Raw genomic sequence first — 13,723 nt, 5'->3', positions numbered from 1 at the left:
AATCATGAGCGCGGCCGTGAGTGGGTTGCCGGCGCGGTCACGCGAGATCTTCACCAAGTACCACAGCCGTAACAGACCGACGTATTGCACGCTGGTGATCGGGCCCTGGATGCGGCGACCAGCCGAGAATGCCACCGGCGCCAGGTGCAGTGAACAGCCACCCGGGGGTAGCTCGTTCTTGGGAAACTGGTGTCCCCCGAATTTGTGGTAATCCTCGAACGAGACCTCGTAGTGCCGCCCACTGAGTCCCAATTGCGGGTCGTAGTCCTTGGGGGCGAGGTGGACCGACACCGCTGCCGCACCGGCCGGCCAGGCGAAGGTCAGCACCTGCTTGCTGCAGTACTCGGTGAGCTGGACGTCGGTGATCGACCCGGTGCGGACCGTTGAAATGGTCTTGCCCAACCGCGCCCTGCCGTCGAGGACGGTCACCGGGGTGAAGTAGGCACGACTCCACTCGCTGGGCCAGGGCACGCCGGCCATCACCGACCGCGGGCGGCCGTCGCTGTCACGGCGCTCGGATATCGGATAGTTCAGCCGCGATGCCAGGTGCAGCCCGGCGAGCTCGAGTGCGCTTTCAGGCAGCTCGGCTGATTCGGCTGCCTCGGGCAGGTCCTGGGTCCGGAAGATCAAGACCCGGCCTGCCGGCGGCGGGGTCCAGCTGAGGTCGAGCACCGCGCCGTCGTCGTGGGGGCTGAGCGACACGTCGTCTACCGGCGCCGGCATCGCGGAGACCTGCACCTCCGCCTGCACGGGGTCTGAGAGGCGCTCCACACCGTCGACGCTCACCTTGCAGCGCGCCCGGTATATATACCGCCGCCCGGGTTGCGCGTCGGTATCGACAAACCCGTCGAGGTTGTCGCTGTCGGCGAGGATCTGGTACGGCATCTCGTCGGCCGCGCTTTCCTCCGCCGGGATCCGGTAAAGGTGCACGGCGCTCACCCGCGGAAACACCGTCCACTGGCCGATCACACGGCCGGAATCCTGGCTTAGAACGACATTGTCGACCGGGCTGGGCCGTGCGCCTGCGGCATACAAAACCGGTTGAGCGGCAAGCGCTTCCGCGCGTGATGCACCGGTGTTCACCCACACCTGGAAGCGGCGCACGGCGCTGGTCGGCGGTCGGCTGTCACGTGTCGACGTGGTCGTGGTCACCGCGACCAGTTCCGCCCGATCCGGAGAATACGGCTCGTTCTCCTCGCTACTGACCACCCGGTACACCGTGCAGGAGTCCGATTCCGCGTTGCCGGATTGATAGGGCGGCCACGTTATTTCGAGGATCTGCTGACCGCTGGCAGGGTCGGAGACGGGGCGGACCACTATCTCGTGCGGCTCGACAGTCTGCTTGCGAAAGATGAACGGCGCGAAGCTATCTGGCGTGGTTTCGCGGGACAGCGCTGAATCGTCTTCTGGCACCGGCTGACTCGTCGCAACCCGGCCGGTATCGGCGGCGTGCGCCGGCCCGGTCGTCTCGGCGGCCAGTTCGTCGAGCACGCGTGCCATGTCCTCGGCATACTCGGCCACCGAGCCGGGCAACATCGCGCGGATTTCGTCGACGTCGCGGCGCCCGGACCGCAGCACCATCCGCACATGCGCTTCCTTGAAGCTGTGCGGGGACACCGCGCCCGAGGAGATGAGCTGCTGGCGCCACCGCAACAGAGCCGGTAGGCGCGGATCGCTGTCGAGTGCGTTCGGATTAGGCATCGTCAGAAGACCAGTTTTCCAGAACCGGGCGGTTCATCGTGGTCGGTCGTCGCGTCGGGGCTGGTGGCCATGCTGGTTCGCGGCGCGAAGACCGCGAAATCGTAGGGCAGCAGGCCGTCGCTGGCTTGCACCACGACAGCGCGGTAGCCCAATCCACGGCGCGTCATGACGGATTCGTCCAGCACCGCTGCGGAACGGCCGGCGGTGATGGCGGCGTCCGTGAACAGCGATCCGGCGAAAGGTGCGGCGCGCTCCGGGCGGTGGTCGGTGACTCCGGTGCTGAACTCAGCCTCGGGAACGGTCCGCCCGGACACCGGGACAAACACGGCACGGGTAATAGTGTCACCGACAGGGCCCGGCGATTCGGTGAGCATGTGCTTCACCCGCTGCCACAGCGCATCGGCACCCTTGGCCCATATCTGGCCGGAGGCGACCGCGGCGGACCACTTGTCCAGCGCCGATCCCGTCCCGACGCCGGGCATGACGAACAGGGCCGCGGGAGCTTCGCGCAGCTGTTTTCCCGCGTCGGCCAGCATGTCCTCCCACGGCCGGGTGAGCCAGCCCACCGAGTACAAACCGTGCTCGATCCAGTCGATAGCAGTCTGCATATCGTCGGAACTCGGCATCGCGATGCCCAGGTGGGTCGACGTGGGCAGCCCGTCGACCAGCTGCCCGGACGGAGGGCTCGGCGCGGCCGCGGAACCGAACGGTGCCCGCAGCACCGCTCCCAACACCCGGCTCCAGGCCAGCAGTTGCCCATATGCGCCCGACAGCCGGCTGAGATCCTGCACCGCTGAGCGCAGATTGGAATGCATCGCGTTCAACCGAGCGGCTTGCGACTGGCGCAGATTCATCTCGGCAAACAGGTCCCGCTGGGTGAGCAGGAACAACGCCAGCGTGATCACCAGGTACAACGCCAGCAGTACCCCGCCGGTGACAAGCGCGAACTTCCACCCGCCCCAGCCCAGCGCGGCCGCCCCGGCCAGCAATGCCAGCACACCGAAAACGCTCCAGCCAAAAGTCTTGAGGATCATTCCGGTGGTGTGCTGGCGCTGGCTCAGCCGCTGCTCTACGGCGTCCCGGTTGCCCGTCGAGCGGATCTGTTGCACCAGGCCGGCCACCTCGCTGCGGGCCCGCTGCAAATAGTCGACCAGGATCGAGCCGACTTGCCAGGCATAGCTTTTCGACACCGTCTGCTGCCAGCCGTCCAGGGCCGCGGCGGCGCGGCGGGCTTCGACTCCGGCGGCCGGGTCACCGTAGGTGCGCTGCAACCGGTCTCGCAGCGCGGCCACCCCCAGCAAATCGGTTGCCTCCACCGCGCTAACCCCGGTGACAGCGGCCAATGACCCGGGGATGGCGGCGAACCGGTCGTCGGCGCTCGGTACGACATCTGAGCAGTTACGGACCACTCCGACGGCGGCACCCACCCGCACCGGTTCCAGGCTTTCCGATCGGCGGCCGCCGGCGGCCAGGCTCAGGGCGACATTGACGAAATCAGTCCACAGCCGGCTGAGGTCCTGCTGCGCGAGGTGTTGGCCACCCGAAGGTTCGGCCAGCGCATTGCCGAGGGTGTCGGCGCTACGGCCAAGATCTTGCCAGCTGGCCGGTTCTGCACCGGCGACCACGTCGTAGGCCGATCCGGAGCGGCCGAACACCGCAGTCTGCACCGTGGTGGCCACCACCGATGACACCGAGCCCAGCGCCGAGGACATCCACGCCGACGGCGCCCGCCACAGTGCCGAGGCGAGGAATGACAGAAACATCTTGAGAGCAGTTCCCATCGAAATCCGTTGGGCCCCTTCGCCGCCGAGGGACATTCGCGGACCGCGCAGCACGTCGCGGTGCTTGGTCCACAGCGCCCGCGCCATCGACTGTGTCGCGGTCGGCACGTCATCGATGAAGACGACCGGGACACGGTCGGCGCGGGGCAACGGCAGGCGACCGGTTGGATCGAACAGCTGCGCCCGCAGGCGCGCCTCAACGTCTGCGGTGTCGAGCTCACGGTAGAAGGCGCGCACCGCCCGGATGGTGAGCCCCGGCAGGACCGCAAGCGCGTCGAAAGGCGTCTTGTCGATGTCCACCCATAGGCCGGTGACACCGGCGACGACCGGTGCGACATAGCGTGCAACGTCGAGCGGATCGGTAAGCCGGTCCAGCGCGACGGCAGCCAATTCCGGACCCGACGGGTCCTCGGGCGCGATGAACAGGTTGTGCCACCCTTCCAGCACGAGTGCGGCGTCGGCCGTCAAGGCCGCGGCTGCGCCGGGGGTATAGAGCAGTCGCAGCAGGGTGATCGGCGCACCTATCGCGCTGGACCGCACCACCTGTTCCATGAACTGCTCCACGGCTAGCGGGATCCGGGATTGCAGGGGTGCTTCCACCGGCACCAGAACCGCGAGCCGAACCCGGTCGTATTTCCTTGCAGTCAGGACTTGTTGCAGCACAACCGGACTCATCTGGCCATCGGTCACCATGGTGGCGGGCAGCGCGGTCGCCGTGCCGGCGGCCGCATCCACCCAGGCGAAGCTGCGCAGCAATCCGACCGCGGAGTAGTCCGCGAGCACCGCGAGGATGTCTTCGGACTGCGCGTGCGGAGCCAGCACCACGGTAAGTGCGGTCATCGCTAAAAGGTTCCGCCGTCCGGTATCACAATCTGCTCGCCCTCGTCGCGAGTCATTGCCGCACTTGCGGATCGGCCGTCGACGGCCGTCGCCTTGATCTGGCCGACCAACTTGATCAGCATCTCGGCGGCCCAGAAGACGTCAGGCGCCAGGTCGCGGAAAATCGGCGTCTTCGAGGCCTTCGACCGGGTCGCGATCCTGGCGAAGGCGCCGGCACTCCCGGCCCTGGGCACACCCGGCGGTAGATACTCGGCGCTGGTGTCCCGGACGGTCGACAGCCACTCCTGCGCGGCCACGGCCCGATCGGTTGGTGTCTGGGCGGCCGCGACGCCCTCGATCCGCGACACTACGTCCGGGTTCGACCACCCGTTGAGGATGAAATCGCGTAGCAGGCCGACCCCGGAAAGCTGCACGATCCCGCCGGCCGGGTCTTGCGAATTGGCGTCATAGAGCGCACGCAGCACCTGATACGGGCGCAGGGAACGCATCACCGGCGGGTCTTGCGATTGCGCGATCGCCAGCAGTACCCCCTCCAGCACCGCTGGTAGCCAGTCGTAGGAGGCAGTGAAATTCGACGGCGGGGTCAACAGCGGACTGGGGAAACTCAGCCACTGCTCGGCGTCGCCGTCATAAATTCGGACCGGCTCGATGTAGGGGGATTCGGGTATCTGGATCCGCCCGATGATCTGGCCGAGCAGCCAGCCGGCGGTCATGGTGCGCCGTTCGGCGTCACCCATCGGCAGCGACGCCGACAACGGCCGCGAACGGCGATACCGCCAGAACTGGGTGCGGGCCGGGCCGGCGATCTCGGCCCACTGCTGGGCGGGGGGCCGCAGCACCGAGTCGAAGGCCAGCGGTGAGTAGTTCGGATAGGAGCCGAAGATGTCGATGTGGGTGACGCCGTCATCGTCGGTGAGCGCTCGCGCGAAGTTGTCCTTGGTGGCCTGGTCGATGCGCGGGTTCGAGCGCAACGTGTCGGCCAGCGCCAGCCCCACCGGCTGGCCGGCGAACGGTATCTCGGAAAACTTGTAGCGGTATTCGACCTGCTGGCCAGGATGCACCCGGGTGAGTGCCTGGTCGTTCACGCTGGCCAACGGCCGCGCCAGCGACAAGGCCTCGGCGAACTTGGTGGCGATGTCGTGGCGGCGTGCGGTCAGTTCGGATTCCGGGGCTCCGGCCCCCTGGACATAGTCGCGCAGCGAAACACTGCAGAACTCGTCGAACGCCTCCCCGGGCCGCTCCACGTACAGCCGGGCCCGCGCGAGCAGCTCGGCGGGGCGGGTGTGAATATCGAATTGGGCGACCGACGGCACCCGTGAGCGACCGGTGTCCGGATCGGTACCCAGCGCCCGGGTGACCCAATTCGCGCTGCGTTCCACCAGACCGCCAGGCGCAACCATGCCACCGGTGGTTTGCCACACACCGAGGATCACCCGGGTGGTGGCCTCCCCGATCGCGGCCCGAAACGGCACCAGTGTCCGGCCGGCCGCGACCACCTTGACCAGATCGCCCTCGTAGCGCTGCTTGAAGGCCGACGAACTGATCAGCAGGACCTCGTTGTTGGCCTCGGCGAACCGGGCCGGGACGAACTCGTCGGCGTCGGCCGGCCACGCGGCGTACTGGTCGGTGGCCAGGCGGGCCAAACCGACATCGGACGGCGGCTCGGCCTGCGCATTCTCCAGCAGGATCAGCGCTTCGGAGAGCGCGTCGCGCAGCGGGACGAGCAGCTCGCCGCCGATCACGGCGAACAGATCCGCCAGCCGCGCCGCGGCGGTGGCATAGACCTGACGGCGCACGGCGCCGCGGAACCCGTCCAATGTCGTGGCCAGCACCTGGTCGGCGTTGCTGATCACGCCGCGCAGCGAGGTGAGCGCCGTGTCCACGTTGGGCGGCAGCGCGACAACGTCGGGTGGCCCCATCGAACCGAGCTGGCCCATCGGCGCGGTGAGCACGTCGTCAATGTGACGGCGAAGCTGGTCGACCAGCGCCCGGGCATACGGCAGTCCGAAGTCGGCGATCGCATTGCCGACGACGTCGTCGAGCCGGTCGGCGAAGGCCCGCTGCCACCCGAAGGCCAGCCGGTAGCCGGCGTCCGAACAAGCCTGTGTCAGCGCGTCACGACGGTTGGCGATCGCCTGCCGGAAGACCGGCACCCACTGGGCGGCGGTCATTCCTTCCGGGCTGGGCAGGTGGCTGCGGAGTTGCCGATCGATGATGGCGTTGACGGTGGGAGCCACCACGTGGGGTGGAAACGCGGCGTTGGCCACCCAGTTTCCGAGTGCGTTGATGTCCTCGCCACCGGCGGCGGCCAGCAATCCGAGCTCGCTGCAGATGGCTGCCCATTGGCTGGTCAACAACGACTCCAGCTGTTCGTTGCTGGACGCCGGATTGCCCGGCTGCATGTGACCGGAAACCAGCTTGTCGGCGCAGCTGCGAGCCAACCGCTGCGCGGCGTATTCGGCGTAGCGGTCTCGACCCATTCTGAGGCTGGAAAATCCGTATGTCCCCCACGGCAGCGGATCCCACACCGAGTTGCCCCATCCCAACAGGTCCCGGTCGCCGGCCGGGGAGGCGGTGTTGCCCAGATCGTAGGAGACGAACTGGTCGCTGGCCGTGCCGCTCATCACCAAACCGGCCAGGCCGCGGGCCAGTCCCCGGTATACCGCAAACGGCGAGCCGTCCCCGAAGAGGGTGCGGTCGGCGCCGACATAGCGTCCGACCGGGAAGACCCGGGCGAACGGGATCGGCTCACCCTCGCCGTGTTGCTGTCCAAGCGCCCGCAAAATCCGTACGTCGTGCTCCCTTGCGGCACCGGACTGGCTGGCGACGATCTCGCCGAGCATGGCCAGCGAGTTGGCCCGAACACCGGTCCGCGCGCTCTCCGGCAGCGAATCGAAAATGTCTGGCGTGACCAGGAATAGGCCCATCAATCTCGGGTCCAGCCCGGAGACCAGCGTCAACAACCGGCACACATCCAGGGCCATCGACGCGCCGGCCCCGCCGGCCATCGACGACACCACCAGCACCAGCGGCGGCTGATGCGGGTCGAACGGGCCGATGCCCGGCACCCGCGCCGTCGACATCGCGGAGATGGTCTCCACCCGAAACAGCTGATCCCAGGCGGCTTGGAGCTTCGACCGGATCTCGCCGGCCTTGCTCAGGATGATCATCCGCCCGATCGCGCGGTACTGTCCGGCGCCGGTCGAGATCGGGTTGGTCACTTCCTCCGGGTGGCGCGGTGCCCAGGTGGCGATGGTATCCAGCGCGGCATTGGCGGCCAGCCGCTGCGAAAGCGCCGCGTCCAGGATCGCGTAGCTGCTGCCCTGCGGCCCGCAGCCGATGTAGGTGCCGCCCTGCGCTGGAACGTTGCTCAGCCCTTCCGGTCCGTCCTCGGCTCCGCTGGGCACATCGATGAGGACGAATTGCCATCCGGGCAGCAGCCTTTCGATACCGGCCGCATGCAGTTCCGAGCGGAGTTGGTCCATCATGTAGGCCAACGTCGCGCCGCCCGAGCCGCCGCAACCAACAATCAGGAATCGTCGCATGAGGCTCCTTCGTCGAATGGGTCGAAAGGCCGGGAATCGAAACCGCCCGGCCGCGCGGTGTGTTCTGCCGTGGTGAATGGGTCCGACGCGGGTGTGGTCGCCTCAGGCTGGCCGTAGGGTGATTCGGGCTCGGATTCGGTGGGCCCCGCCAATCCCGCGTTGGCCGCCCGGTTCCGCAGTGCAGCCAGCAACTCGGGCAGCCGTCGACCGATGTCCTCGTAGATCCGCTGACGCGCCGCGTTGTCGGTTCGGCCCCCCGCGAGCAACAGCACGTCGGCCTTATTCGGTGGACCGCCGGGATCGTGCAACACCACCCACTTGTTGTGCACGGCAAGGGGAAGCACCGCCTTCAGACCGGTGCGATCCGTGCCGGGAAGTGCCGAGCCCACGCTGACCCTGCCGTCGGCGTCGACGACGACGTGGCCGGTGCCGAAGGGGCTTCGTCCAACAGTCGCGGTCAAGGTAACCCCCAGCACAACCAGGCTTCGGGCGCCGCCGGCCAGGCCCGGCACCAACCTGAGCAGGTCGGTGTCGGCCATCGCGAACGGCGAGCCGTTACGGATCACGGTGTCGGAGTCGGGGTCCACCTCGAGGGGTATCCGCTCGGCAAGCATCGGCTCGCCGGGAATCTTGGCCGCATACCACTTGCCGGCATACAACAGCGCCAGCGGAATGCCCGGACCCAGCAGCAACGCGGCCAGGAACACCAGCACGAAGTTGGTCTTGCTGAGCGGTTTGGTCAACGACGCGGCGAACGGGACGTCGATGACCTGAGCGTCGCTCGGATTGGCCAATGGCGAAAGATGAACCGGCACAGTGCCACTCAGGCCGCCGCGGCCGTCGCGGTCGGTGCGCAACGTGACCGGCAGACCGGCGGTCTGACCCGCCGGCACCTTCAGGCAGGTTTCCGGCCCATTGGCCGGCGATGTGATGCGGGTGTTTCCGATGCCGTCAGGGGCGGCGATGACGTTGTCCTTGTCGTCTGCGGCGATCCACACGCATCCCGGCCCAGTGATGGCGAGTGAGCCGTTCGCGCCTTTGGCCGCCTGCACGGTGCCGAAGTCGATGCGGCTTGCCGGGGTGGGCAGTCCCAATTTGGGCAGAATCTGGATCGACATCTCGACGTCTTGGGGCGACAGCGTGGTTCCCGGGGCAATCTGGGCGCCGTTGCGATCTGTCGCCGGAGCGGTGGTGATGGTCAACGACATCCGCAGGATCGCATGTCCGGGCTTGACGGCGGTCAGGTCGGCGTCAACGGGTTTGCCGATGTCGGTTTTGGGCACCGACACGAGCAACGGAATCTTCGGAGCGCCATCGGGTTCCAGCGTCGCCGACATGGTCGCGCTGCCCGCCAGCTCGGCAGGCTTGACCGGATGGCCCTGCCCGTCGGCCAGACCGAAGATCAGACCCTTGAGCGCTTGTCCGCTATGCCAGGCGAGATTCGCGGCGTCGATGAGGACCGGAAATATGTCGGTGATGATGTGAATGCTGACCCGCGACACCGCATCGGGGTGCTGCCCGGTGGTGTCGACGTAGACGATCGCCCACTTGCCCGCCCAGTCGGTGCTGCCGCTGTTGCGGATCGTGATGGTTTGCGAGGAGTCCGAAAGCCACTCGTATTGGACTGGTGTGCCGGTGATTTCGGTGCTGATCTGGCCCGGCCTGTTCGGCAGTTCGACCTTCTGCCCGGACGGCGAGATCAGGTACGGGACGATGCCGGGCGTGCCACCGGAGCCCAGGATCTTGACCGACTTGATCGAGCGGTCCAGCACGAAGTCGTGGCGCGCCTCCGGGCAAACCTGCAACTCGCAAACCGGGCCTTTGCGCTGCGGCACACCGGGGTCGGGATACAGCGAATCGAAGGCGAACAGCATGTCGTCGATAGTGGTCACCCGGTAGAAATCGCCGGGGGTGGGTTCGGTGATATTGCCGCAGGGCATTCCGTTGAGTCCACGCCCGGTGCTGATCGCCGACATGACATCGAACTGGGACGCGCTGGCGGCATCACCCAGGCCCACCCCCAACATCACGATGCCGCGGGCGCGTAGTTGGTCGGCAAGCCCACCCGGCCGGCAGATCGATTCGGTGGCCTGCCGAACCGTTTCGGCCACGCCGTTCGGACTATCCAGGCGGACCCCATCGGCATACGGCTTGGTCAGCGGCCGCGCGGTGAAATCGATCTTGCCGTCGGAGAACCACGCGATCGCCTGGCAGCGGTCGGCGCCGCCGACACCGCTTCCGCGCGAGGCCAGCGCCTGGCGGGCGCCGTCGAGAGCGAGCCAGTAATCGGTGTCGATGCCAGCGTTTTTCGACGCCAGGGTCGACAGCTGATCGCCCACATGCTGGGAGGTGGCATCGGTCAGCGGTGTCCAGTTGTGTTCGGAGACATAGTTTTCGGCAAACCCGGCGATGGCGACGTCGAGCTTGGCCTGGATGCGGTCGGCATACCGACCCAAGGTGTGCACCAGGTACTTTGCCGCCTGCACCCGCGCCGCTTTGCTGTCGGTGTTCTGCAGGCTGCTTGACTCGTCAACCAGGATGAGTAAGTCTCCCTGTTTCTGCGCGGCCAGGCACGCGCCGTAGCGTGCTACCCCATTGTCGGGCTGGGCCTGGCTTGTCGGCATGGAATACCCCCACAACATCAGGGCACCGACCAGCGCCGCAACCGCTGTGATACGGCCTGAGATACCGACCAGCGCGCTTCTCGGGGCTTTGGGGTGTCGGCCTAGCTGGTAGCGGAACATCATCGGTGGTCCTACAGCCCGCCCGCCCAGATCGCGATGTGCCAGGCGCCGACGGCGATACCGAGCAGACACACGCCCAGGACCGCCCAGTACAGGATTGTGACCCAGCGTGGCGCCGAATACACCGCGTTGGCCCGGCGTTGGGTGTCCACCCGGGTGAACTCGGCGAGCACCCCGATCGCCACCGGACCAGCCAGCAGCCACCCGGCGAACGCGGCCGGCAACGAAGGCCCCCACAGCACTCCGATCACCACCCCCGCCACCGCCAGCCCGAGCGCGAGCGCGAAAAGCGCCACGGGAGGACGGGCGACCACCAGCGCGCCTCCGCCAAGCCCAGGATCAGACACGCCGAAGGCGTCGCCGGCGACTGGACGGGCCTGGTCGAAGGCCTGGTCGGCGAATGGATCAAAACCGGTGTCGAATGGACGGTTGGTTTCCCGCCCTGCGGATCGACTCGCCGCGGGAGCGCCAGGCTGCTGCGGCTGGCGGGCCGAGGGGGCGCCGAAATCGCTGAAATCGAACGGATCCGACGGCGCCATGTCAGCCAGAACCCCCAGGTGCGGATACGGTGCCCATAGCTTGCCTGCCGTCGGTCTCCATCGTCTCCATCCCCTCTCGGTCCGCGAACACCGCTCAGTACAGGTTCAAGCACACGGCGAACCCTCGATCCGGAGGCGCGGCGATGTATGTCGACTTGCACTCGTACTGGTTGCTTACCCGAGCGGTGACCACGTACACGCCTTCGCGGTGCTCGCAGTCAACCTTGAACAGATCAAGCTCATCCGCCTCGGTTCCTCGGCGCTGAATTTCCACGCAGGTGCCCACCGCGGCCTGGCTGAGATCGAGCTTCACGCGTGGCCGGATGGACGGCGGCACCGTCACTATCGACGTCGACGTTGACGTCGACGCCGGAAGCGACGGTGCGCTCGTGGTCGGCGTGGCCGCGTTCCGACTCGACGGTGAGTGAGCCGTCGATGCCACCCAGATTGCCCCGGCCACCAGCACCGCACACATCAGGTAACCGATTACCAGCCCCACGATGGCCGCTAATCGGCCGCGCTCACCCGTGCGGCGGATTCGGGGCAACGCCAGATGCCCCAGCACAACGGCCGCCGGGGGCATCGGGACGGCCAGGATCGATGACAGCACCGCATACGTGTCTAAGCTCGCCTTTTGGGCGGGCGGCGTGGGGAATGCACTTCCACCCACCTGCCATGGATCGCCGCCCGGCTGCGGGTAACTGAACGTGGGCGGCCCGGTGGTCGTACCGAACTGATCGGCACGATCCTGCTGAAACGGATCCCCAGCCTGCGTCACCGATGCAGTCTACCGTTCTGGTGTCACCCGTCGGCCCCGGTGAACAGATTCCGTCAACGACGTTGAGCAGCGACACCATTCGAGCTTCTCTTAGCCAGAGGCTCTCGTCGGGTTATCCACGGAATTCGGAGACGCATGCGACGAGGGTCTCATCGGCGTTGACCAGTGCGTAGCCGGGGCACTGGTTCCGTTGGGTGGCGATCTTATCGACCCTAAACACCCCATCGCGGGCCTCGCATGGCACGGAGTAGAACAGGCTTATTTGGGTTTGATCGGGGTTCGTCGGGTCGGGGTATAGGTGTTGTATCTCCACGCAATCGCCAACCCGCATATCCTCAACCGGGAACGTTGGCCGCGTCGTAGACGGCGCAGTGACGACGCTGGTGACGATGCTCGTCGACGGGGTGGCTGTGGTCGGCGGCGTGGTCGAGGTGGTTGTCCCTCCTGGCGAAGGGCCCCTGCCAGCGCCCATGACCAGCCACACCACCAGGGCGACCACCGCGAAGAGGATGAACACATACGACAGCGTCAGGCCGATCAGCGCGCGGTCGCGACCCCGTTCTCCGGTACGGGAGATCCGTGCCAAGGCAACATGGCCCAGCACAACGCCGGCCGGGGCGAAGAAAAACGCGAACACCAGCGACAGGGTGGCCAGCGTATTGATCTCGCCCTGGGGGCGACTGGGCGGTTCGGGCGCCCCGGGGACCGAGCCGTCACCACCGAATGGGCCGGCGTCAAAGGAGCCGGCGCCGAACGGGTCTCCCGAGCCCCCGCCGTATCCGCCCGAGGTCATTTGCACCGTCCCGGTCCGACCGTAAGCACCGCTCTAGATTGCACCATCTTGCGGCTCCGAATCACCAATACTGCTTACCACCGGTCGGTGCGAGGCTGCATCGAACGGCGACACGACCAGAGACCTCTTGTCAGGTCGTGACCGTGGTCGTCAACAGCTGCCTCGGATGAGGGCCTTGTCAAGCCTCGGGTCTCGTTGGGCCCCATGGCTTCTCATGAGGACCGGCGAATCCCGGGTTTTTCTCTGCCGACCACGTTCGCACCACTACGATCCGAGATAGCGGCATGTGAAAGGAAAGGCAAGTGTCCAACGATGTCGATCCGCACAGGCCGGGAGACCAGCCTCAGCCGGTGAACGAGGTGATATCCGGCGGGGCGCCGATGCACCGTCAGGGTACAACCGGCGTCGATGCCGGCGACGCAGCCGCAGCAACGGGGAGTTTCGACGAAGTCGACTCCCGTTCACCACAAGCAGAGCCCCCGGTGTGGCAGGCTCCGCTGGTGGCGGTGCGGACAGGTCAGCTACCGCCCACCGTTACTGTGGCCGATCCGGTGACCATTACCGCCGCGCCGCTGACCAGCAGCCCGGTTCCACCGGTTGCGGGTGTGACTCCGCTACTCGACGGCACCTTCAGCGTGGAGTACGACTGGTCGAAGCAGACGGTGAACGGCAAGCGGACGGTTGGTGATATGTCGTCCAGCGTCGACTGGTGGGCCTTACGTTCGTTGTGCACATCGGCTGGATGCGTCGCCACGGGTGCCCAACTGGCCCAGGAAAACCACCAAGCGCCGGTAGGCGGCGGTATGGTGCTCCGCTTTGTCGATGGTCACTGGGCGCAGACACCTCACCTTGGGCCCGGACAGGGCTGCCCCGGAGGAACGAACCCGCAAATCGCCACCAGTGAGACCTTCGTGTGGTCATTAGACCGAAGTTGCGACCGTCTGGATAGGTGATTTGGGCTTTGACGTGGGGTTTTGATGGTTTTGGGTGTTTTGGGTCTGA

At 66.8% G+C, this 13,723-nt stretch carries 8 protein-coding genes; all 8 read right to left on the bottom strand.

The features are described 5' to 3' along the window. The coding region (locus BST40_RS25330; protein WP_083156111.1) for a SaeA-related protein at positions 1 to 1,701 on the bottom strand (1,701 nt) is incomplete at its 3' end. A 2-nt stretch (positions 1,702 to 1,703) separates the two neighbouring features. Further along, positions 1,704 to 4,322 (bottom strand): hypothetical protein, encoded by a 2,619-nt coding sequence (locus BST40_RS25325; RefSeq protein WP_083156109.1) that lies wholly within the window; start codon positions 4,320 to 4,322, stop codon positions 1,704 to 1,706. Positions 4,323 to 4,324: 2 nt separating this feature from the next. After that, positions 4,325 to 7,867, bottom strand: coding sequence for a tubulin-like doman-containing protein (locus BST40_RS25320; RefSeq protein WP_075549509.1), 3,543 nt, complete (start codon positions 7,865 to 7,867; stop codon positions 4,325 to 4,327). Then, positions 7,852 to 10,614, bottom strand: a complete 2,763-nt coding sequence (locus tag BST40_RS25315; RefSeq protein ID WP_083156107.1) for a vWA domain-containing protein — start codon at positions 10,612 to 10,614, stop codon at positions 7,852 to 7,854. The genes BST40_RS25320 and BST40_RS25315 overlap by 16 nt, the downstream gene beginning before the upstream one ends. An 8-nt stretch (positions 10,615 to 10,622) precedes the next feature. Next, positions 10,623 to 11,150, bottom strand: a complete 528-nt coding sequence (locus BST40_RS25310) for a hypothetical protein (RefSeq protein WP_075549510.1) — start codon at positions 11,148 to 11,150, stop codon at positions 10,623 to 10,625. Positions 11,151 to 11,244: 94 nt separating this feature from the next. Next, a complete protein-coding gene (locus BST40_RS25305; RefSeq protein WP_075549511.1) occupies positions 11,245 to 11,928 on the bottom strand; it encodes a DUF4190 domain-containing protein in 684 nt (227 codons plus the stop codon). Between the two features lie 112 nt (positions 11,929 to 12,040). Next, complete coding sequence (locus tag BST40_RS25300) at positions 12,041 to 12,721, bottom strand: DUF4190 domain-containing protein (protein WP_082275662.1); 681 nt, start codon at positions 12,719 to 12,721, stop codon at positions 12,041 to 12,043. A 517-nt stretch (positions 12,722 to 13,238) separates the two neighbouring features. Next, complete coding sequence (locus BST40_RS25295; protein WP_083156105.1) at positions 13,239 to 13,475, bottom strand: hypothetical protein; 237 nt, start codon at positions 13,473 to 13,475, stop codon at positions 13,239 to 13,241. Between the last annotated feature and the right edge of the window lie 248 nt (positions 13,476 to 13,723).

It is taken from the genome of Mycobacterium persicum (assembly GCF_002086675.1).
Taxonomy (GTDB): domain Bacteria; phylum Actinomycetota; class Actinomycetes; order Mycobacteriales; family Mycobacteriaceae; genus Mycobacterium; species Mycobacterium persicum.
This window is presented reverse-complemented; position numbering and strand designations above follow the sequence as displayed.

Coding starts and splice junctions, on each gene's coding strand:
- BST40_RS25325 (WP_083156109.1), bottom strand. CDS start 4,322: ATGACCGCACTTACCGTGGTGCTGGCTCCGCACGCGCAGTCCGAAGAC.
- BST40_RS25315 (WP_083156107.1), bottom strand. CDS start 10,614: ATGATGTTCCGCTACCAGCTAGGCCGACACCCCAAAGCCCCGAGAAGC.
- BST40_RS25310 (WP_075549510.1), bottom strand. CDS start 11,150: ATGGCGCCGTCGGATCCGTTCGATTTCAGCGATTTCGGCGCCCCCTCG.
- BST40_RS25320 (WP_075549509.1), bottom strand. CDS start 7,867: ATGCGACGATTCCTGATTGTTGGTTGCGGCGGCTCGGGCGGCGCGACG.
- BST40_RS25300 (WP_082275662.1), bottom strand. CDS start 12,721: ATGACCTCGGGCGGATACGGCGGGGGCTCGGGAGACCCGTTCGGCGCC.